Source organism: Pseudomonas sp. PSB11, from assembly GCF_014596605.1.
Taxonomy (GTDB): Bacteria; Pseudomonadota; Gammaproteobacteria; order Pseudomonadales; family Pseudomonadaceae; genus Aquipseudomonas; species Aquipseudomonas umsongensis.
In genome coordinates, this window is sequence record NZ_NOIO01000002.1 from 173,299 (window position 1) to 193,060 (window position 19,762).

Consider the following 19,762-nt stretch of genomic DNA (forward strand, 5'->3'; position numbering starts at 1 on the left):
CCAGTACGAATATGCGTGACTGTTCCAAACATTAACACTTGGCACCCTTCGCTTTTGTCTACATTTGCGCCGGAGAAACTTCATGACTATCGACTGGCTCAACTTCACCCCCTGGTCATCCCTCGCAGGCGGCGCCTTGATCGGCTTGGCGGCCAGTCTGTTCGTGGTCGCCAACGGGCGTATTGCAGGCATAAGCGGTCTGATCGGCAGTCTTTTACAGCGTAGAAGCGAGGGGGTGAGTGAGAAAGCACTGTTTCTCCTGGGCCTGCTCATCGCGCCGCTGCTATGGGGCTTGTTCGCCACGCTGCCGCGAATTGAGTTCCACAGTGGCGGGTTCGGACTGGTGGTTGCCGGTGCATTGGTGGGCATCGGCACACGGTACGGTTCCGGTTGCACCAGTGGCCATGGGGTGTGCGGCATATCGCGCTTGTCGCGGCGATCGATGGTTGCCACCGCGTGCTTCATGTTCAGTGGTTTCGCCACGGTGTATGTCTTGCGTCATCTGCTGGGGGGCTGATCATGATCAAACTGAGCGCATTCATTGCCGGCTTGCTGTTCGGCTTCGGCCTTCTGTTGGCAGGCATGGCCAACCCGGGAAAAGTATTGGCGTTCCTGGATCTGACCGGTGCCTGGGATCCTTCCCTGGCGCTGGTCATGGTTGGCGCGATTGGTGTCGCCATTGGCCCCCTGACCTGGGCACGCCGACAATCCAGCTCGCTGCTGGGACGGCCAATGCAGCTACCGGTCAAGCGTGAACTGGACCCGCGCCTGGTTGGCGGCAGCCTGTTATTCGGCATTGGTTGGGGAATAGCCGGGATCTGTCCAGGTCCTGCTGTAGTCATACTGTTGACCGGGCACTGGCAAGCCATCGTATTCATGTTAGCCATGCTGGCGGGAATGCTGTTGTTCACTGCGCTGGAGTCCCGACGCAGCCATTGATCGGTTGGTTGCCCATGAAAGGTCGATGGCGCGGGCACTGCTGCAGCGTTGGCTGGCGCAAAGATGCGTTTGCCAAAGACCCCTTCGGTATCTGATAAATATCAAGGTTGTTTTTGACAGGCCTGTTAACTAGTGAGGGGTCACAGGCGATCGTCATGCTGAAATCCGTGATGTTGGCGAATACGGGCTAACGCACATTCCGCAAACGGTTAACTCAGAATCGGGTTCAGCTCACCCCCACCCAAGGCAGCCAGACATGAAAAATAGCAAATTGGCCGTGCTTTTCTTCGTCGCATCCCTAACCCCCGCTTGGGCCCTGGCAGCCGAGCCATCTCAACCGACCCAGACGCAGCAGCAGACGCCGAATGTTGCCGAGTTCGATAAACAGATGGCTCAGGCGCAAGACACCTTCAAGAAGATGCAGGCACAGATGGAGAAAATCCAGCAAACCCAGGATCCCCAGCAACGGCAGAAGCTCCTTCAGGAGCATTGGAAAACGATGCAACACGGGATGAGCATGATGAATGGCATGTGGGGGCCGGGAATGATGGGAAGCGCAGGTGGTGGCATGATGGGCAAAGAACACATGATGGGTGGCGACCACATGATGGGTGCTGACCACACGATGGGCTGGCACGACTACTCGAACCTGACCCCGGAGCAAAAGAGTCAACGCCAGTACATGATGGAAAGGTACACCGGGATGCAACAAATGATGATGGATCACATGATGTGGCATCAGAACTACATGCAGGGACAGCCGCCAGCCAAGCCCGGGCAGTAAGAACTCCAAAATTACAGCTGCATCGGCGAACCGCTGCGTCCCGGCTATCTCGGCCCTTAGCGGTTCGACGGCAGCAACCTCTGGAGTTACGCCACAGCGGTCAGGACGGCTGTGCGCGAGCAGGCTGGTGCCCTTCCCGTCTTTCGCCAGACTGTCGCAAAAGCAACATGAAGTGAATCTAAACGTCGATCAAGCGGGGTGCCTGGTGCGAATCGATGATTGGAATCATGCCAGATCCCTGATGATCCGCGATCCACTTCCGGGCCAGCTCCACGTCAAAGTGCCAGCCGTGGGCTTTTATCAGCACAAGCGCCGCACCGGTGATTCGATAATGCCCGCACTTCGGACAGGCCCTCTCCAGATAATCCTCATCAGCATCAATTGCCGTTGCAGGCCCGTTGCAAATCAAGCAAGTCATGAGCTTCACCTGTTTGGCTGATTGCTCAAATGTAGCTGAACTCAACACCTGATCTTCACGGCGTCTGTCGTTCATTTTAGGCTATGCCTTGCGTTCAAATGTACGCCTTGGGGACTGGCTGATTGAGGAAAGAGTTCCAGACCTCAAAAGCATCGCGATGCCTCTGAACGGCCAGATCCCAATCGATCCCCGCCGTGTCTCGTGAAGAGACCAGCAGCATCATGCTTGTAGTTGAAGCATCCAACTCAAGCAGCAGCTTGTACGTAGCAAGTCTGAACTCGTCGTTGAATGTCATAACTTATTTCCTCGAGCGTCACGCACTATCGAATGCTGATGCGAAGGCCCTTAAAGGGTGGAATACTGCCTGAGTCATGGTCTCACCAGGGCGAGAAAGACAAACATCCACGAAAAACATCGTGCCCTACTCTCTGTATACACCTCGAATAGCGTTCGCAGGCGAAACAACCGCGCTATGTGCATCGCAAGATCGAGGCGCAGATGAAAGCCTCAAGGAAAACGACGTCAGGCTGCTGGAAAACTAAGGAGTACTTCATGGCTCAACTACAAGGAGCCATAAATTCAGGCAACTTTTAATGAGTCGACATGCACTCGCCCATCAGCCATGAGCTGAAGATACTCTCGCCATTTTTGGAAGGCTTGCTGCTGCCTGGTGGAGGCCGCGAGCCACTCTGCGCCACCAATTAGCTCGACCGAGATGGCCATCATCTGCTCAATAGCAAGATCAAGTTCATTTGCGAGCTCACGCCCATTCGGCAAATCGAGGATTAGCGGTCGCATAAGGAACCTTTCTTTTTTTGGGCTACTTCATCGACTTGCCAATTGGCTGATCGTGCGTAAGCACTGACGAACGGTTAACTTCCCCCTCTCAACCCAATGCCGACCGCCATGCGCGACATGGGGCATTCAATGAAAAAAAATCATCAAGATGGCTCTGTCTCATAAGAACTTGGCAGAGGTCAGCAATCGAACTTAGGTTTCAAAACTGGAACGGGGTCAAAGCCGCCCGACTTCGGCTAGCCCAGTTCCAGCCAAGCCAGGCCCTTAGGTGGCCGGGATAGCCCCGTGCAGGGTCGCAGCTGTCGGCCAAAAGGGGCCAAAAGCGACCTTTAAAATCAAGTCGACAAGACAACCCGCCCTATTGCGGCAAACTCGACTTCCACTTGCATCCCGGCCGATGCCCAGTAGATACCGGTCCAGCTACCACAAGCCACCAGGTCACCGGCTCGCAAAGGGTTGCCCAGTGCCGCAGCGTGACGCGCCAACCACGGCAGCGAACTCAGCGGCTCACCGAATGGATGGCTGCCAACGCCGACAAACTCAGGCTTTCCGTCTACCCGCAACACCGCCTGTTGTCTTGACCAATCCGGCATTTTCCCCAGCGTTTGCGGTGCACCGAGTACCAGCGCGCAGTTGAGTTGCTGGTCGGCCAGCCGAAGCAGTGGCGCGGCCTGAGCGCCCTGCAGCCAGCGCGTACCACACAGTTCGATGCCCGGCATCCAGACATCGACCGCCGCACGGGCCATGGCCAGATCCGTGTGCTGGTCGAGGTCGCGCGACAGGCGCACGATCAGCTCTCCCTCGATCCCGAAACCAAAGGCATCGCCCGGCGGAACCTGCCAACCGCAGGGGTGTATCGCCATTGCCGGTACCCCGGCGGCGCTGATCAGCCCTCCCGGTGCGCCGCCCAGTTTCCAGGCCGCTGGCGGCCCGTCGGCGAACCAGCCGAGGGCATTCGCGACCTGATGCTGCACGGCATAGGCTTGGGCTTCGTTAGCCAGTTCCATGGTTGGCAACGGTTGCTGGCGCCCCTCACGCCAACCACGAATCAGGGCGGCGGCGACCTGCGCGACCGCACTCACAATGGCAACTCAGTCTTGCGTCGGCGCAGTTGCGCCGGCGCCGGGCGCTCGCACGGCAGAAACCGGCCCCGCCCCGCCTCACCGCGCGGCTCGCCGTCCCAGACCACCTCACCGCGAGACAGGGTCATGGCCGGCCAGGCGCTCAGCGTCATGCCGGCGTAAGGCGTGTAATCGACGTTGTGGTGCAGCATTTCGTTGCACAGGTGCACCGGCTTTCCTTCGTTCCAGATCACCAGGTCGGCATCGGCACCAATAGCGATGCTGCCCTTGCGCGGGTACAACCCATACATCTTGGCGGCATTAGTGGAGGTCAGCGCAACAAAGCTTTGCGGGGTAATGCGCCCGCAACGCACGCCTTCGGACCAGAGCAATGCCATGCGGGTTTCGACACCGGGAATGCCGTTGGCGATCTGGTCGAACGACACTTCTTCACCGTGAGCCTTCTTGCCATCAGGGCCATCGAAGCGAAAGGGTGCGTGGTCTGACGAGAAAATCTCGAAAGAACCGTTCTCCAGGCCATCCCAGATCACCTGCTGGTTGGCGGCATCGCGCGGCGGCGGGCTGCAGACGCACTTGGCACCTTCGAAGCTGTCGTCACACCCCAGCGAGGCGGCGGTCAGGAACAGGTACTGCGGGCAGGTTTCGGCGTACACCTTCAACCCCTGACTCTGGGCCCAGCGAATCTGCTCAACGGCCTCGCGACCCGACACATGCACGATCAGGATCGGCACATCCACCAGCTCGGCAAGGGCGATGGCGCGATGGGTCGCTTCGCGCTCCACCAGCATCGGCCGCGACGCGGCGTGGTAGCGTGGCGCAGTCAGCCCGGCCGCCAGCAGCCGCTCGGTCAGCCAGGCGATGCAATCGCTGTTCTCGGCGTGGAGCATCACCATGGCGCCCTCGCGGCGCGCGACCGACAACGTCTCGAGAATCTCCCGGTCGCCCAGCTTCAGCGCATCGTAGGTCATGTAGATCTTGAACGATGTATAGCCTTCAGCAATCAAGGCCGGCAGTTCTTCACGCAGCACCTTCGGCGTGGGATCGGTGACGATCAGGTGAAAGGCATAATCGATCACCGGCTTGTTCCCCGCCCGACGATGGTAGTCATCGACGGCAGAGCGCAAGCTTTCGCCCTTCTGCTGACAGGCGAACGGGATGACGGTGGTGGTGCCACCGCAGGCCGCCGAGACCGTGCCGCTGAAGAAGTCGTCGGCCATCACCGAGCCGTCGCCGGTCGGCTGGTCGAGGTGCACGTGGCTGTCGATGCCACCGGGGGTGACATGCCGGCCTGCCGCGTCGATTTCCTGGTGACCTGGCGGCAGGTCCAGGCCAAGGGAGACGATGCGCCCATCCCGAATACCGATATCGCTGGTAAACGTGTCCGCGGCGGTCACCACCCGGGCGTTGCGAATCACCGTATCAAAAGATTGCATACCAGGCCGCCTTGAAATGACTGTGGTTGAGCGAGCGTGATTGCCACGCAATCAACCGCGCTCAAGCCAGGCACGGGCGATCTCTTCCCGCGTGGCAAACCAGACACCACCGTATTGCCTGGCATACTCGATGAATTGCTTGATCGCCCTGACCCGCCCGGGACGGCCTACCATGCGTGGGTGCAGCCCGATCGACATCATCCGTGGCCCTTCAGCGGATTCCTCGTAAAGGACTTCAAAGCTTTCTTTCATGTACTCGAAAAAGTCCGATGCCTGGGAAAGCCCCGGAGAATTCCAGTAGCGGAAATCGTTCACATCGGCGGTGTAGGGCACCACGAGGTGCCGCTTGCCCTCGACCTCGACGAAGTAGGGAACATCGTCGTTATAGGCATCGGAGTCGTAAAGGAAACCGCCCTCCTCGGCGACCAGGCGGCGGGTGTTGACGCTGGCGCCATAGCGGCAATACCAACCAACAGGACGCTTGCCACAGGTGCGCACGAAGGACTCGATGGCCAAGCGCATGTGTTCACGTTCCTGCTCTTCAGTCAGGCGAAACACCTCCTCCCAGCGATACCCGTGACTGCAAATTTCGTGACCACCGGCCACTGCAGCGCGAGCAACATCGGGATTCTGCTCAAAGGCCACAGCGCAGGCATGAAACGTTGCCCTTACCGATTGCTGATCGAGCATATCCAGAATTCGCCAGATACCCACGCGCGAGCCGTACTCATACATGGACTCCATCGCCAGATTGCGTGTGCCGTCGGGTATTGAATAGCTACCCCATTCGGTCATGGACTCCTGGTCCGGGTCGCCCATGGCGAGCGAGCGTTCGGAACCTTCTTCGTAGTTGATCACCAGGCTGATGGCCAATCGTGCGCCATTCGGCCAGGTGCCTTGCGGGCGTTTTCTACCGTAACCCACTAAATCGCGTGCAGGTGAAACCATCGGGATTGTCTCCTGAAGTGACGGGTTAAAAAGTACGTAGCGAAGGTAGCGACTTAGCAGTCGATCTCTTTCAGTCGGTCATGACTGAAGGTGCTATCCGATTGCCACTCGCTAAAGGCCAGCCCCATGGCCAGGGATTGCGCAATACAGAACGACGCGGTAAGCGAACGAAAGCCCAGCAGTTCAGCGTCGTTAACCTCAATCACGGTATCGGCCATCTGCCCGATGGGGCTCAGAACGCTGTCAGTGATCGCCACCAGCGTCACGCCTGCCTGGCGCGCCTGGCGACAAGCCTCAACGGTGTCATTGGCGTACGGCGGAAAGCTCACAGCTATCAATAAATCATCATCGGCAATGGCGCTGACCTGCTCAGGCAAGGTGCCGCCAGCACCGCTGATGTGCACGGTTCTGCGGCCCACACGACTCAATGCATAGCTCAGATACGCCGCCACCGGAAAGGCGCGACGCATGCCGATAACGAAGGTGGTTCGCGCCACTTGCAGATGAGCGATGGCCGCTTCGATATTGGCCTGCTCCCCCCCTTCAGCCAGGTGTTCCAGGGAAACGATATTGGCCTGACTGAATTCGCGCAAAATCGCGCCGACGTCACTCGGGTCCTCCAGCAACGTCTCACCGCCGTAGTGTCGAATGCGTTCACTGCGTTCGCTGTGGGAGTCGGCGGCCTGTTGCAGCGGTGCACGGAACAGCCGCTGCAAATCCTTGAAACCTGCAAAGCCAAGGGCCTGAGCCAGCCGGATATAAGCGGTAGGCGCGATACTCGAACGCTTACCCAGTTCGGCTACCGTGCTGAGTGCGATCTCATGCGGGTTGTCGATCAGGAATCGGGCAGCATCGCGCAAGCGACCGGTCAGGTGTTCGTGCTGTGCCGCTATACAGTCACGCAGCTCTGCAAGGGTTTCAGGTAAGGCCATGATGAAGGCTCGTCAAATTAGAAGGGTGTAGGCCTGTCAACGCAACGCATCGATTGCTTGATCCAGCGCAGTGATAAGACGGTCGACTTCTTCCAGCGTGTTGTAATGCGCCAACGACACTCGCACTACCCCGCCGAACCGATCAAGCCCGAGGGCTTCGATAAGCCGCCGCGCATAGAAGTCACCAAAGCGAATGCCGATCCGGTGCTCATCCACCCTGCGCACAATGGCCTCCGACTGAACCCCCTCAACCACGAAACTGATCGTAGGTACCCGATTGCGGATATGTGCCTTGCCAATGATGCGAACGCCCTCGCGCTGGCGCAAAAACGCCAGCAAGCGCTCGGCGAGCAAATCTTCCTGCACCTCGAAGGCATCGAACGCAGCCTGCATGCACTTGCGCTCGCTGCCTTGGGCGCCAAGACGGGTGCTGATGTCGAGCAGGTAGTCGGTGATACCGATGCAACCGAATGACAACTCGTAGTTGACGTTGCCCGGCTGCAATTTGTAAGGCACCACGTCCTGGCCGATGAAAAAGTGGTTCAGGCTCGGCAATTCAAGCAACAGATGACGACGCCCCCAGAGCACGGCAAAGTGCGGGCCGAACGTTTTATAGAAGCTGTAGACGTAGAAATCGGCACCGCTGGCCTGCACATCCACCAGTCGGTGTGGCGCATAAGCGACGGCGTCCACGCACAACCTGGCGCCCACTGCATGGACACGCCGCGCCACTTCGGCGACCGGATTGACTGAACCAAGAATATTCGAGGTGTGGGTCATCGCCACATAGCGGGTGTTGTCATTCAACAGAACCTGCAGGTCATCCAGTTCGAGTTCACAAGTGTCGGGATTGACTTGCCACACGCGCAAGGTCGCGCCACGGCTTTCGCACAACTTGACCCATGGACCGATGTTCGCTTCATGATCGCAATTGGTGACGATGATTTCATCGCCCGGGACGATTGACGGGGCGATGGCGCGACACAGGATTTGCAACAGGTGGGTGGTCGAGCCGCCCATGATTACTTCTTCGGGATGCTCGGCGTTGATCAATTGCATGACCGAGTGACGTGCCTGCATCACTCGCTCGCCAGCGTCGACGGAAGCCTGGTAGGACGCGCCCAGTTGCACACTGTTGTTAAGCAAGTAATCGCTGACCCTTTGCGCCACGGTGCTCAGCACCATCGAACCACCGGCGTTATCCATGTAGGCAAAGCCGCCGGCCAGACCTGGAAATTGCTTGCGAACGTAATCGATATCGAGAGGATTCACTCTACTTTCTCCAGCCGGATTCAGTGATGCAGGATGGCCTGCAGGAACGCTTGTGTGCGTGTTTCCTTAGGTGCGGTAAAAAACGGTTCAGGGATGTTCTGCTCAACAATGCGTCCGCTTTCCATGAAAATGACCCGATCGGCGACCCGACGGGCAAAGCCCATTTCATGAGTGACCACAACCATCGTGACACCGGAGCGAGCGAGGTTTTGCATGACATCGAGCACCTCGCCAACCATTTCCGGGTCCAGCGCGGAAGTCGGCTCATCGAACAGAATCGCCCGAGGCTCCATGGCCATGGTGCGGGCGATTGCCACACGCTGTTGTTGGCCGCCAGACAGTTGGCTGGGGTATTTGTGCGCATGATCGGCCATGCCGACCTTGACCAATAATTCCTTGGCCCGGGCATGGGCATCACGCCGACTCAAGCCCCGCACCCGGATCGGCGCCAGCGACACATTGTCGAGAACACTGAGGTGCGGGTAGAGGTTGAAGCTTTGAAACACCATGCCGACTTCGCTGCGAATGGCGGCGAGTCGCGGGCCGTTTTCGACCCGTTCGCCTGCCACACGGATATGGCCTTGCTGATAGTCTTCAAGCAGATTGATGCAGCGGATCAAGGTCGATTTCCCCGAGCCGGACGGGCCAAGAATGACTACCACTTCACCTTCTTCAACCTGCAGGTTGATATCACTCAACGCTTTGAAGCTGCCGTAGTACTTGTCTAGCTTTTCGATGTCGATCAACGTGCTCATGCGGTTTTTCCTCCCGAGGCATTACGACGCTCAACCCAGCTGACCATTTGCACCAACGGCAACAGCAGCAACAGGTACAGCAAGGCAGCCCCTACCAGCGGTGTCGGGTTGGCAGCCAACGCCTGCGCCTGGGTGGCCTGTTTCAACAAGTCAGGCATTGCGACCACCGAGGCAAGCGCCGTGTCTTTCATGACGTTGATGCAATTGCTCGTCATGGGCGGCATTACGATGCGTATGGCCTGGGGTAAAACGACGTCGCGCATGGTGTTGAAAAAACTCATGCCTTGAGATGCCGAGGCTTCAAACTGGCCACGGGGAATCGCCTCGATACCCGACCGAAAAATCTCCGCGCTGTAAGCGCAGGACACAAGCGAGAGCGCACTGGCAGCAGCCGCAAAAGACGACAGCCGGATACCCACAAAAGGCAGTGCGTAATAGATCAGTACCAGCAAAACCAGCAATGGAATGGAGCGCATGATATCGATGTAGATACGTGCCAGCGCCCGAACGGGTGCGTAGGAATACAACCTCAACAGCGCCAGCAACAGCCCACCCACCAGGCCCAGGGCAATACTTACCACTCCAAGCAGAATGGTGACGCCCAGACCACGCATCATCAGAGGAAGTGACTCGATGAGCACATTCCAATTAAAAAATGTCTGCAAAAGATCCATGGGATACCTCGGTCAATACAAGTGGCGAACGGGCGTCGCCACTTTCATGCAACAGCAGCAAGACCTACTTGAGAACAGCGGTCACTTGCAGAGTGCTCGAGTCTTTAGCCGCGTCGGTGCCAAACCATTCTTTGTGGATCTTTCCGAGTGTGCCGTCTTCTTTCATCTTGCTGATGATATCGTTGACCTGATCGCTCATCGCCCAGCCTTTGGCGTGCATCAGCGAGTAGCGCTCACCGGTAGGAATGCGAGCGACGATGGTGTATTGCGGCTTGTCCTTGATGTAGTAGAGCACCGCGGGAATGTCGCTGAGGTAGCCATCGATGCGCCCGGAAGCCAGATCAAGCATGGCCGGCGACAGCCCCTCATAACGCGAGACGTCGGCGAACTTGTACTCGTCCTTGTGTTGGCCAATCCACATGTCACCGGTTGAGCCGGTATCGACGCCAACGACCTTATTGTTCATATCAGCCAGGCTCTTGACCTTGGACGTGGTCAGCGCAGTAAGGGACTGATCGCTGTCGAAATAAGGCTGTGCGAAGGCAACTGACTCGAGGCGTTTAGGGGTGATGGTGATGGAGGAGATAGCGATCTCGACACGCTTGGATTGCACGGCACTGAACAGGCCATTGAATGGAATATTGACGAACTCGACGCTTTTCCCGGCGCGCTTGGCCACCTCTTTTACAACATCGACCTCGAAGCCGACGAACTCCCCTTTGGCGTCCTGAAACTCCCAGGGCACGTTGCCAACGTTAGCCCCTACCGTCCAGTCAGCTGACCAGGCCGGCAGTGCAACGGCGGCGGTCATGAACAATCCCAACATCACTTTCGCTTTCATGTTTGCTCCCGATTGTTTGTTTTTTTAGGTGCTAACAGCGGTTGATCTCGTGCAACGTGGGATCGAGAGTAAATCAGTGGATTATTTATTTCAATACCACTTATCTGTGAATTTTTTACTCCATCGCCGTGTTCAGTTTTCTTTAAAGGTCACGTCCTAAGGGCTGGTGACGGTCGTAACCGACCAAGGTGGCCACGCGCAGCAGACTTCGCGGCGGGCAAAAAACAGCCAGTTTCTGGTGACAGTCGACCGCCGCCCTTCGCAAGAGCCCGCAATCAGCCAAAAACAGCTTTTCGCCAACCGCCAGGTGGAACGCTGCGAGTTACGAAGTGACGCAATCTGTCTGTGCAGTCTTGTCATCTACTGCCATTGGCCATGAGGTGAACCGTGTTGATGCAATTGACCCTGTGGGGTAAAAGACGGGGCGAAAATCAGCTCCGTGAGAAAACGATCAGCCATAAAAAAATCCAGTCACCGCTAAGTGACTGGATTTCTTAAAGAATAAATGGTCGGGACGGAGTGATTCGAACACTCGACCCCTAGCACCCCATGCTAGTGCGCTACCGGACTGCGCTACGCCCCGACTAGGCGTGTTACCTGTTCCTCATCTCGAGGAACGCTCAAGAATATATCGCAAGCTTTTGAAAACTGGAAGTATTTAAAAGCATAAATTTATTTCTTGAGCACAACCAGCACGTCTTCGAGCTCGGCAATCATCTGCCGGATCATCTGTTTGTACTGGGTGGTGTCATCTTTGGCTTCATCGCCGGACAGGCGCAAGCGTGCCCCGCCGATGGTGAAACCCTGATCGTACAGCAGCGCGCGGATCTGCCGGATCATCAGCACGTCCTGGCGCTGATAATACCGGCGGTTTCCGCGGCGTTTGACGGGGTTGAGTTGAGGAAACTCCTGCTCCCAGTAGCGCAGCACGTGTGGTTTTACCGCACACAGCTCGCTGACTTCACCAATGGTGAAGTAGCGTTTGCCTGGGATGACGGGAAGTTCGTCGTTATGACTTGGTTCCAGCATAAGCCTCAACTCGGGCCTTCAACTTCTGCCCTGGACGAAAGGTGACCACACGGCGAGCCGTGATCGGGATTTCTTCCCCCGTTTTCGGGTTGCGGCCAGGCCGCTGGCGTTTGTCCCGAAGGTCGAAATTGCCGAAACCGGACAATTTGACCTGCTCGTTGTCTTCAAGAGCGTGCCTGATTTCCTCGAAAAACAGCTCTACCAATTCCTTGGCTTCCCGCTTGTTCAGGCCCAGCTCTTCATACAGACGTTCCGCCATCTCAGCTTTCGTCAAAGCCCCCATACGTCACTTCCTTAACGTGGCGTCCAACCTTTGTTCGAGCGAGGTGAGGATGTTTTGCGTCGTAGAACTCACCTCATCGTCATTAAGAGTGCGCGATGGATGCTGCCAGGTCAAGCCAACTGCGAGGCTTTTTCTATCAGGATCAATGCCTTTACCCTGATACACGTCAAATAGCCTGAGGTCTGTCAGCCATTCGCCTGCATTTTCACGGATTACGTCGAGTACTGCCGCGGCAGCGACGTCTTTGTGCGCAATCAGTGCAAGGTCACGACGCACTTCAGGAAAGCGCGACAACTCTTGGAATTTAGGCATTTTGCCCGAGGCCACTTCCGCCAGGACCAGCTCGAAAACGAAGACCGGACGATCCAGGCCCAAGGTTTTCGACAGCTCTGGGTGGATGGCGCCAACAAAACCGACCAGGCGACCTTCACGCTCGATGCGCGCGGTTTGACCCGGGTGCAACGCAGGGTGTTTGCCCGGCACGAAACTGAAGGCATCCAGAGCACCGGCAAAGCCCAACACCGCTTCCACGTCAGCCTTGACGTCGAAGAAGTCGACCGTATCGCGACCCTGCGCCCAACCTTCCGGCAGACGGCTGCCGCACACGACGCCGGCGAGCATCGGCTCTTGCTTGAGCCCTTCGAGCTGGCCGACGAAACGCAGGCCGCTTTCGAACAGACGAACGCGATCCTGCTGGCGGTTCAGGTTGTGCGACAGCGCCTTGACCAGGCCTGGCCACAAGGACGAGCGCATGGCGGCCATGTCGTTCGAGATCGGGTTGGCCAGCAGCAGCGGCTCGACACCTGGATTGAACAGCTCGAACTGTTTCGGATCGATGAAGCTGTAGGTGATCGCTTCCTGGTAACCACGGGCGACCAGCAGACGGCGCAGCTCAGGCAGGTCACTACGGGCTTCGGCCTTGGCTTGCGGTGCCAGGCGCGCTTGCGGGTAACGAACCGGCAGGCGGTTGTAGCCGTACAGGCGAGCCAGTTCTTCGATCAGGTCGACTTCCAGGCTGATATCGAAACGATGGCTTGGCACTTCTACGCGCCACTGCCCTGCCCCCTCGGCAGTAACGGTCAGGCCCAAGGCGTTGAGCAGACGCTCGACTTCGGCCGCATCCATTTCCATGCCCAGCATCTGGGTGATGCGCTGGGCACGCAGGGTGACCGGGGCAATCTTCGGCAGGTGCTGTTCGCTGACCGTCTCGATGATCGGGCCGGCTTCGCCACCGGTGATTTCCAGCAGCAGGCCAGTGGCGCGCTCCATGGCTTCACGGGCCAGTTGCCAGTCCACACCGCGCTCGTAGCGGTGCGATGCGTCGGTGTGCAGGCCATAGGAACGGGCCTTGCCAGCGACAGCGATCTGATCGAAGAACGCGCTTTCCAGGAAGATATCGCGAGTGGTCGCGGTGTTCACGCCACTGTGCTCGCCGCCCATGACGCCGGCGATTGCCAGGGCACGGGTATGGTCGGCGATCACCAGCGTATCGCTACGCAGGCTGACTTCCTGGCCGTCGAGCAGAACCAGTTTCTCGCCTTCCTCGGCCATGCGCACGCGGATGCCGCCATTGATTTCGGCGAGATCGAAGGCGTGCAGCGGTTGACCCAGCTCCAGCATCACGTAGTTGGTGATATCGACGGCGGCGTCGATGCTGCGCACGTCGGCACGGCGCAGGCGCTCGACCATCCACAGCGGAGTTGCCTTGGACAGGTCGACGTTACGGATCACGCGACCCAGGTAACGCGGGCAGGCGGCAGGGGCCAGCACTTCCACCGAACGCACTTCATCGTGCACAGCCGCGACAGTGGCGACTACCGGACGAGTGACCGGCGTGGCATACAGCGCGCCGACCTCGCGGGCCAGGCCGGCCAGGGACAGGCAGTCACCACGGTTCGGCGTCAGGTCGACTTCGATGCTGGCGTCGTCCAGGCCCAGGTACTCGCGAATGTCCTGGCCTACCGGCGCATCGGCCGGCAGTTCCATCAGGCCGTCGTTGCCCTCGCCCACTTGCAGCTCGGCTTGGGAGCACAGCATGCCGTTGGATTCGACGCCACGCAGCTTGGCTTTCTTGATCTTGAAGTCGCCTGGCAGTTCGGCACCGAGGGTGGCGAACGGGATCTTCAGGCCCGGGCGCACGTTTGGCGCGCCGCAAACCACCTGGAAGGTCTCCGAGCCATTGCTGACCTGACAAACGCGCAGCTTGTCGGCGTCCGGGTGCTGCTCGGTGCTCAGCACCTCGCCAACGATCACACCGGTGAATTCGCCGGCGGCCGGCGTCACGCTATCGACTTCAAGACCGGCCATCGACAGACGGGCAACCAGCTCGTCGCGACTTACCTGCGGGCTTACCCAGCCACGCAGCCATTGTTCACTGAATTTCATCCTGCTCTCCTAAGAATTCGTTACGACTAGCGAAATTGCGCGAGGAACCGCAAGTCGTTGTCGAAGAACAGACGCAAGTCGTTCACGCCGTAACGCAGCATGGCCAGACGCTCGACGCCCATGCCGAAGGCGAAGCCCGAAAACTCTTCCGGGTCGATCCCGGACATGCGCAGCACGTTCGGGTGAACCATGCCGCAGCCCATCACTTCCAGCCAGCCGGTCTGCTTGCAGACGCGGCAGCCTTTGCCGCTGCACATCACGCATTCCATGTCGACTTCGGCCGACGGCTCGGTGAACGGGAAGTAGGAAGGACGGAAACGCACGGCCAGTTCTTTCTCGAAGAACACCCGCAGGAATTCTTCGATGGTGCCTTTGAGGTCGGCGAAATTGATGTCGCGATCGACCAGCAGGCCTTCGACCTGGTGGAACATCGGCGAGTGGGTGATATCCGAGTCGCTACGGTACACACGGCCTGGGCAGACGATGCGGATCGGTGGCTGTTTCGACTCCATGGTGCGGACCTGTACCGGGGAGGTATGGGTGCGCAGCAACATGTTGGCATTGAAATAGAAGGTGTCATGCATCGACCGGGCCGGGTGATGGCCAGGGATGTTGAGCGCTTCGAAGTTGTGGTAGTCGTCTTCGACCTCAGGGCCCTCGGCAATGCCGTAGCCGATATGGGTGAAGAACTGTTCGATACGTTCCAGAGTGCGAGTAACCGGATGCAGACCACCCGAGGCCTGGCCACGGCCAGGCAGGGTCACGTCAATGGACTCGGCAGACAGTTTGGCGGCCATGTCGGCCTCTTCAAACAGTGCCTTGCGGGCATTGAGGACCTCTGTGACACGCTCCTTGGCAACGTTGATCAGGGCGCCGACTTGCGGACGCTCTTCTGCCGGCAAATTCCCCAGGGTCTTCATCACCTGAGTCAACTCGCCCTTCTTGCCAAGGTAGTGAACCCGGATTTGCTCCAGGGCATTGATATCTTCAGCGCTTTGCACAGCCTCTAGTGCTTGAGAGACGAGCGCATCCAGGTTTTCCATGTACAGACTCCAGATACAAAATAGGGGAAGAGCTTGAAGGCTCTTCCCCTATTTATGACGTTTAACACCTGGCCCCACAGAGGTGAGGCCCGGTGACTGTCGGGGGTACTTAAGCCAAGGTGGCTTTAGCTTTCTCGACAATCGCAGCAAACGCCGCTTTTTCGTTCACTGCCAGATCAGCCAGAACCTTACGGTCGATCTCGATGGACGCTTTTTTCAGGCCGGCGATGAAACGGCTGTAGGACAGACCGTTGATACGAGCACCAGCGTTGATACGAGCGATCCACAGAGCGCGGAACTGACGTTTTTTCTGACGACGGTCACGGTAGGCGTATTGGCCTGCCTTGATTACCGCTTGCTTGGCAACACGGAATACGCGGGAGCGTGCGCCGTAGTAGCCTTTAGCAAGTTTCAGAATTTTTTTGTGACGCTTACGGGCAATGACGCCACGCTTTACACGAGCCATGAGTTACTTCCTCTATTCTTGACTAAAATTAACGAAGGCGCAGCATGCGCTCGACTTTTGCCACGTCAGACGGATGCAGCAAGCTGCTACCGCGCAGTTGACGCTTACGCTTGGTCGACATTTTGGTCAGGATGTGGCTCTTGAAAGCGTGCTTGTGCTTGATACCGTTAGCAGTTTTCAGAAACCGCTTAGCAGCACCACTTTTGGTCTTCATTTTTGGCATGTTCGGATACTCCGCATTCAGTTGATAAACATAATCAGAAGGCCTGCCGTGCCCTGTTGATTACTTCTTCTTTTTCGGGGCGATGACCATGATCAGCTGGCGTCCTTCCATCTTAGGATGCTGTTCGACCGAACCGTACTCCAGCAAGTCACCTTCAACTCGCTTGAGCAGTTCCATCCCCAGCTCCTGGTGGGCCATCTCACGGCCGCGGAATCGCAAGGATACCTTGGCCCTGTCCCCATCACTCAGGAAACGTACCAGGTTGCGCAGTTTTACCTGGTAATCCCCTTCCTCCGTCCCTGGACGAAACTTGATTTCTTTAACCTGGATCTGCTTCTGGTTTTTCTTGGCCGCAGCAATCTGCTTCTTCTTCTCGAAGATCGATTTGCCGTAGTCCATCAGTTTGCAAACAGGTGGTACTGCATCGGCGGAAATCTCCACCAGATCCAGCTTGGCCTCTTCAGCCTTAAGAAGCGCGTCTTCAATTGACACAATCCCGAGCTGTTCACCTTCAGCCCCAATTAACCGAACCTCGCGTGCCGAGATATTCTCGTTGATCGGGGCTTTCGGTGCAGTTCGTTTATCTTGTCTCATTTCACGCTTAATAATAATTACTCCGAATCTTGGCGACCACGCCGGGAAACCGCTTGCGCGAGGAACTCAGCGAACTGGGCGACGGGCATAGAGCCCAGGTCAGCACCTTCACGAGTACGCACAGCGACAGTCTGCATCTCGACTTCCCGATCTCCGATAACCAAGAGATAGGGAACCTTGAGCAAGGTATGCTCGCGGATTTTAAAGCCGATCTTTTCATTTCTCAAGTCAGACTTGGCACGAAACCCGCTTTCGTTGAGAGTTTTTTCCACTTCAGCAGCAAAATCTGCCTGCTTATCAGTGATATTCATGATCACTGCCTGGGTCGGAGCTAGCCACGCAGGGAATGCACCCTCGTAGTGCTCGATCAGGATTCCAACGAAACGTTCGAAGGAGCCCAGGATCGCCCGATGCAACATCACCGGATGCTTGCGGCTGTTGTCTTCGGAGACGAATTCGGCACCCAGACGCACAGGCAGGTTAAAATCGAGCTGCAGAGTACCACACTGCCAGACACGGCCAAGGCAATCTTTTAGCGAGAATTCGATCTTCGGACCGTAGAACGCTCCCTCACCCGGCTGCAGATCATACGGCAGGCCAGCACTATCAAGGGCTGCAGCCAAGGCCGCTTCGGCGCGATCCCACAGTTCGTCGGAACCCACGCGTTTTTCCGGACGAGTGGACAGCTTCATCTCGACATCTTTAAAGCCGAAATCGGCGTAGACGTCCATGGTCAGCTTGATGAACGCAGCGGATTCAGCCTGCATCTGCTCTTCGGTGCAGAAGATGTGGGCGTCGTCCTGGGTGAATGCGCGCACGCGCATGATGCCGTGCAGCGCACCCGATGGCTCGTTACGGTGGCAGGCACCGAACTCGGCCAGGCGCATCGGCAGCTCGCGGTAGCTTTTCAGGCCCTGGTTGAACACTTGCACGTGGCAAGGGCAGTTCATCGGCTTGATGGCGTAGTCGCGGTTTTCCGACTGGGTGGTGAACATGTTGTCGGCGTAGTTGGCCCAGTGCCCGGATTTCTCCCACAGGCTGCGGTCAACGACCTGGGGCGTCTTGATCTCCAGGTAGCCGTTGTCGCGCTGCACCTTGCGCATGTACTGCTCGAGCACCTGGTACAGGGTCCAGCCGTTCGGGTGCCAGAACACCATGCCCGGCGACTCTTCCTGGGTGTGGAACAGGCCCAGGCGCTTGCCGATCTTGCGGTGATCGCGCTTTTCAGCTTCTTCGATGCGCTGGATGTAGGCTGCCAGCTGCTTCTTGTCGGCCCACGCGGTGCCGTAGACGCGCTGCAATTGCTCGTTCTTGGCATCGCCACGCCAGTAGGCGCCGGACAGCTTGGTCAGCTTGAACGATTTCAGGAAACGCGTGTTCGGCACGTGCGGACCGCGGCACATGTCGACGTATTCTTCGTGATAGTACAGGCCCATGGCCTGCTCGTTCGGCATGTCCTCGACCAGGCGCAGCTTGTAGTCCTCGCCGCGGGCCTTGAACACTTCGATCACTTCGGCGCGCGGAGTGACTTTCTTGATCACGTCGTAATCTTTTTCGATCAGCTGCTGCATGCGCTGTTCGATGGCGGCCAGGTCGTCCGGGGTGAAAGGACGCTCGAAGGCGATGTCGTAATAGAAGCCTTCGTCGATAACCGGACCAATGACCATCTTGGCCGTCGGGTACAGTTGCTTGACCGCATGACCGACCAGGTGGGCGCAAGAGTGGCGAATGATCTCCAGCCCCTCTTCATCCTTTGGCGTGATGATTTGCAGCGTGGCGTCGCTGCTGATGATGTCGCTGGCGTCGACCAGCTTGCCATCGACCTTGCCCGCTACCGTGGCCTTGGCCAGGCCGGCACCAATGGATGCGGCGACCTCGGCTACGGAAACCGGGTGATCGAATGAACGTTGACTGCCGTCGGGAAGAGTAATAGTTGGCATGGCGCCTCCTCTCCTAGTGGTGACCCCTACCAAAGGTCACGTGGGTTGGGATGAGCCAGTACAAGATCCGATCCAGGCCATTCAATGACGAACGCCTGCCTTACAGCGGCAGGAGCCTTGCGGCCAACCGGAAAATCGAACCAGAGTGACTGGGATTCAAATCAGGGTTATTCGGACATCTGCCGCGGCCGGGACTGAAGGTCGACCGGCGCCTGCGAACGCCCGAGCGAGGCATGCTAGCACAGATGAACGGTCATGGCGGCGTCGAGGCCTTGCGTCGAGGCGAAACTGCGGTTTTTGTGCCAGAGTGCTGAACTTGAACCGCGTTTTACCCCTCAGATAACAAGACATTCCCCCATAAGGAGCATCCCGGCATGCGTCTGAATCGCTTATTCGCTGTAGTCGCACCCATCGTCCTGCTGCTTCCGCTGGCCGCCCACGCCGACTGGCCGAAGGGTGAGCGCGAGAAGTACATGGCCCAGTGCACCCAGGCCGCCACGCCACAGATCGGCGCCGCAGCGGCAAAATCCCACTGCGCCTGCGGCGCCGACGCTATCAAGTCGTACCCGGCCAAGGACCTGCAGGCACTGATGGACAACCAGGCCAGCGACACTCTGAAACAAGAGGCCTTGGGCAAGATAGCCAAGTGCAAGGCCGCCCCTGCGGCGAAAAAATAAGCCTGAAAACGTGCTGTAAAAGCGTTTTCAGCCGGTGAAAACCCTCGGGAAAACGCTTTTTCCTACAAATTGTGCAGGTTTTACAGGTTTTTTTCTTACCTTTACTTTGGGCTAAAAGCCTTTAAATACGGGGCTTTCAGCCCAATCAGCGAACAAAGAATGTGCGACTGCAGGGCAAACAACCGCTGCGGGGGGCTCCCAAAGCGAACATTTCGACTATGATACTCGGGTGTGCCCAGTTGGCCT

23 protein-coding genes and 1 tRNA gene are annotated in these 19,762 nt (G+C 57.8%); 4 read left to right on the plus strand and 20 right to left on the minus strand.

What is annotated here, in order from left to right; genetic code table 11:
- Window positions 1–82 precede the first annotated feature (82 nt).
- The 3 genes from CGA21_RS03800 (at window position 83) to CGA21_RS03810 (ending at window position 1,723) form a co-directional block, all read left to right on the plus strand.
- On the plus strand, window positions 83–517 hold the full coding sequence (locus tag CGA21_RS03800) for a YeeE/YedE family protein (RefSeq protein WP_188263568.1): 435 nt from the start codon (window positions 83–85) through the stop codon (window positions 515–517).
- Between the two features lie 2 nt (window positions 518–519).
- A complete protein-coding gene (locus CGA21_RS03805) occupies window positions 520–939 on the plus strand; it encodes a DUF6691 family protein (protein ID WP_188263569.1) in 420 nt (139 codons plus the stop codon).
- Window positions 940–1,195: 256 nt separating this feature from the next.
- Window positions 1,196–1,723 carry a hypothetical protein gene (locus CGA21_RS03810; RefSeq protein WP_110753847.1) on the plus strand — a complete coding sequence of 176 codons (528 nt, stop codon included), beginning with the start codon at window positions 1,196–1,198 and terminating at the stop codon, window positions 1,721–1,723.
- Window positions 1,724–1,901: 178 nt separating this feature from the next.
- On the opposite strand, the gene CGA21_RS03815 is transcribed toward CGA21_RS03810, so the two are convergent.
- The 20 genes from CGA21_RS03815 to thrS all read right to left on the minus strand — a co-directional run bounded on the left by CGA21_RS03815 (window position 1,902) and on the right by thrS (window position 18,839).
- Window positions 1,902–2,216 carry a hypothetical protein gene (locus CGA21_RS03815; protein ID WP_223193986.1) on the minus strand — a complete coding sequence of 105 codons (315 nt, stop codon included), beginning with the start codon at window positions 2,214–2,216 and terminating at the stop codon, window positions 1,902–1,904.
- A gap of 19 nt (window positions 2,217–2,235) precedes the next feature.
- Complete coding sequence (locus CGA21_RS03820; RefSeq protein ID WP_110753849.1) at window positions 2,236–2,436, minus strand: hypothetical protein; 201 nt, start codon at window positions 2,434–2,436, stop codon at window positions 2,236–2,238.
- A gap of 284 nt (window positions 2,437–2,720) precedes the next feature.
- Complete coding sequence (locus tag CGA21_RS03825) at window positions 2,721–2,939, minus strand: hypothetical protein (protein ID WP_110753852.1); 219 nt, start codon at window positions 2,937–2,939, stop codon at window positions 2,721–2,723.
- Window positions 2,940–3,274: 335 nt separating this feature from the next.
- Window positions 3,275–4,021: a fumarylacetoacetate hydrolase family protein gene (locus tag CGA21_RS03830; RefSeq protein WP_188263570.1), complete on the minus strand. Its 747-nt coding sequence runs from the start codon at window positions 4,019–4,021 to the stop codon at window positions 3,275–3,277.
- Window positions 4,018–5,454 (minus strand): dihydropyrimidinase, encoded by a 1,437-nt coding sequence (gene hydA / locus CGA21_RS03835; protein ID WP_188263571.1) that lies wholly within the window; start codon window positions 5,452–5,454, stop codon window positions 4,018–4,020. The genes CGA21_RS03830 and hydA overlap by 4 nt, the downstream gene beginning before the upstream one ends.
- 51 nt (window positions 5,455–5,505) lie before the next feature.
- Window positions 5,506–6,402: an allantoinase PuuE gene (locus CGA21_RS03840; RefSeq protein WP_188263572.1), complete on the minus strand. Its 897-nt coding sequence runs from the start codon at window positions 6,400–6,402 to the stop codon at window positions 5,506–5,508.
- A 53-nt stretch (window positions 6,403–6,455) separates the two neighbouring features.
- Entirely contained in the window at window positions 6,456–7,334 is an 879-nt protein-coding gene (locus tag CGA21_RS03845) for a MurR/RpiR family transcriptional regulator (RefSeq protein WP_110753858.1), read from the minus strand.
- 36 nt (window positions 7,335–7,370) lie between these two features.
- On the minus strand, window positions 7,371–8,606 hold the full coding sequence (locus tag CGA21_RS03850) for a cysteine desulfurase-like protein (protein WP_110753860.1): 1,236 nt from the start codon (window positions 8,604–8,606) through the stop codon (window positions 7,371–7,373).
- A gap of 20 nt (window positions 8,607–8,626) precedes the next feature.
- A complete protein-coding gene (locus CGA21_RS03855; protein ID WP_020799004.1) occupies window positions 8,627–9,361 on the minus strand; it encodes an amino acid ABC transporter ATP-binding protein in 735 nt (244 codons plus the stop codon).
- A complete protein-coding gene (locus CGA21_RS03860) occupies window positions 9,358–10,035 on the minus strand; it encodes an amino acid ABC transporter permease (RefSeq protein WP_020799005.1) in 678 nt (225 codons plus the stop codon). The genes CGA21_RS03855 and CGA21_RS03860 overlap by 4 nt, the downstream gene beginning before the upstream one ends.
- 64 nt (window positions 10,036–10,099) lie before the next feature.
- Window positions 10,100–10,876, minus strand: a complete 777-nt coding sequence (locus CGA21_RS03865) for a transporter substrate-binding domain-containing protein (RefSeq protein ID WP_188263573.1) — start codon at window positions 10,874–10,876, stop codon at window positions 10,100–10,102.
- A gap of 506 nt (window positions 10,877–11,382) precedes the next feature.
- Window positions 11,383–11,459 (minus strand) — tRNA-Pro (locus tag CGA21_RS03870).
- A gap of 89 nt (window positions 11,460–11,548) precedes the next feature.
- Window positions 11,549–11,905, minus strand: coding sequence for a MerR family transcriptional regulator (locus tag CGA21_RS03875; RefSeq protein ID WP_003179985.1), 357 nt, complete (start codon window positions 11,903–11,905; stop codon window positions 11,549–11,551).
- Entirely contained in the window at window positions 11,886–12,188 is a 303-nt protein-coding gene (gene ihfA, locus CGA21_RS03880; RefSeq protein WP_002553164.1) for an integration host factor subunit alpha, read from the minus strand. Before ihfA ends, CGA21_RS03875 begins: the two co-directional genes overlap by 20 nt.
- Before the next feature lie 3 nt (window positions 12,189–12,191).
- Entirely contained in the window at window positions 12,192–14,573 is a 2,382-nt protein-coding gene (gene pheT / locus CGA21_RS03885; RefSeq protein WP_188263574.1) for a phenylalanine--tRNA ligase subunit beta, read from the minus strand.
- Between the two features lie 26 nt (window positions 14,574–14,599).
- The gene (pheS, locus tag CGA21_RS03890) at window positions 14,600–15,616 is read right to left on the minus strand and encodes a phenylalanine--tRNA ligase subunit alpha (RefSeq protein WP_020799067.1); all 1,017 of its coding nucleotides are present in this window, start codon (window positions 15,614–15,616) and stop codon (window positions 14,600–14,602) included.
- Window positions 15,617–15,725: 109 nt separating this feature from the next.
- Window positions 15,726–16,082: a 50S ribosomal protein L20 gene (rplT, locus tag CGA21_RS03895; RefSeq protein WP_007905879.1), complete on the minus strand. Its 357-nt coding sequence runs from the start codon at window positions 16,080–16,082 to the stop codon at window positions 15,726–15,728.
- Between the two features lie 28 nt (window positions 16,083–16,110).
- Window positions 16,111–16,305, minus strand: a complete 195-nt coding sequence (gene rpmI, locus CGA21_RS03900) for a 50S ribosomal protein L35 (RefSeq protein WP_002553160.1) — start codon at window positions 16,303–16,305, stop codon at window positions 16,111–16,113.
- Window positions 16,306–16,365: 60 nt separating this feature from the next.
- A complete protein-coding gene (gene infC, locus CGA21_RS03905) occupies window positions 16,366–16,917 on the minus strand; it encodes a translation initiation factor IF-3 (protein WP_172435703.1) in 552 nt (183 codons plus the stop codon).
- Window positions 16,917–18,839 carry a threonine--tRNA ligase gene (gene thrS, locus CGA21_RS03910; protein WP_008066670.1) on the minus strand — a complete coding sequence of 641 codons (1,923 nt, stop codon included), beginning with the start codon at window positions 18,837–18,839 and terminating at the stop codon, window positions 16,917–16,919. Before thrS ends, infC begins: the two co-directional genes overlap by 1 nt.
- Window positions 18,840–19,213: 374 nt before the next feature.
- Between thrS and CGA21_RS03915 the strand changes: the two genes are divergently transcribed.
- Complete coding sequence (locus CGA21_RS03915) at window positions 19,214–19,516, plus strand: hypothetical protein (protein ID WP_020799069.1); 303 nt, start codon at window positions 19,214–19,216, stop codon at window positions 19,514–19,516.
- Window positions 19,517–19,762: the final 246 nt, after the last annotated feature.

Excerpts from the sequence above, each read along its gene's own strand:
- CGA21_RS03840 (WP_188263572.1), bottom strand. The coding sequence starts at position 6,402 with ATGGTTTCACCTGCACGCGATTTAGTGGGTTACGGTAGAAAACGCCCG.
- ihfA (WP_002553164.1), bottom strand. The coding sequence starts at position 12,188 with ATGGGGGCTTTGACGAAAGCTGAGATGGCGGAACGTCTGTATGAAGAG.
- CGA21_RS03860 (WP_020799005.1), bottom strand. The coding sequence starts at position 10,035 with ATGGATCTTTTGCAGACATTTTTTAATTGGAATGTGCTCATCGAGTCA.
- CGA21_RS03915 (WP_020799069.1), top strand. The coding sequence starts at position 19,214 with ATGCGTCTGAATCGCTTATTCGCTGTAGTCGCACCCATCGTCCTGCTG.
- hydA (WP_188263571.1), bottom strand. The coding sequence starts at position 5,454 with ATGCAATCTTTTGATACGGTGATTCGCAACGCCCGGGTGGTGACCGCC.
- CGA21_RS03865 (WP_188263573.1), bottom strand. The coding sequence starts at position 10,876 with ATGAAAGCGAAAGTGATGTTGGGATTGTTCATGACCGCCGCCGTTGCA.
- rpmI (WP_002553160.1), bottom strand. The coding sequence starts at position 16,305 with ATGCCAAAAATGAAGACCAAAAGTGGTGCTGCTAAGCGGTTTCTGAAA.
- CGA21_RS03805 (WP_188263569.1), top strand. The coding sequence starts at position 520 with ATGATCAAACTGAGCGCATTCATTGCCGGCTTGCTGTTCGGCTTCGGC.
- CGA21_RS03845 (WP_110753858.1), bottom strand. The coding sequence starts at position 7,334 with ATGGCCTTACCTGAAACCCTTGCAGAGCTGCGTGACTGTATAGCGGCA.
- CGA21_RS03855 (WP_020799004.1), bottom strand. The coding sequence starts at position 9,361 with ATGAGCACGTTGATCGACATCGAAAAGCTAGACAAGTACTACGGCAGC.
- CGA21_RS03875 (WP_003179985.1), bottom strand. The coding sequence starts at position 11,905 with ATGCTGGAACCAAGTCATAACGACGAACTTCCCGTCATCCCAGGCAAA.
- CGA21_RS03815 (WP_223193986.1), bottom strand. The coding sequence starts at position 2,216 with ATGAACGACAGACGCCGTGAAGATCAGGTGTTGAGTTCAGCTACATTT.
- thrS (WP_008066670.1), bottom strand. The coding sequence starts at position 18,839 with ATGCCAACTATTACTCTTCCCGACGGCAGTCAACGTTCATTCGATCAC.
- CGA21_RS03810 (WP_110753847.1), top strand. The coding sequence starts at position 1,196 with ATGAAAAATAGCAAATTGGCCGTGCTTTTCTTCGTCGCATCCCTAACC.
- pheS (WP_020799067.1), bottom strand. The coding sequence starts at position 15,616 with ATGGAAAACCTGGATGCGCTCGTCTCTCAAGCACTAGAGGCTGTGCAA.
- CGA21_RS03825 (WP_110753852.1), bottom strand. The coding sequence starts at position 2,939 with ATGCGACCGCTAATCCTCGATTTGCCGAATGGGCGTGAGCTCGCAAAT.
- CGA21_RS03820 (WP_110753849.1), bottom strand. The coding sequence starts at position 2,436 with ATGACATTCAACGACGAGTTCAGACTTGCTACGTACAAGCTGCTGCTT.
- rplT (WP_007905879.1), bottom strand. The coding sequence starts at position 16,082 with ATGGCTCGTGTAAAGCGTGGCGTCATTGCCCGTAAGCGTCACAAAAAA.
- CGA21_RS03800 (WP_188263568.1), top strand. The coding sequence starts at position 83 with ATGACTATCGACTGGCTCAACTTCACCCCCTGGTCATCCCTCGCAGGC.
- pheT (WP_188263574.1), bottom strand. The coding sequence starts at position 14,573 with ATGAAATTCAGTGAACAATGGCTGCGTGGCTGGGTAAGCCCGCAGGTA.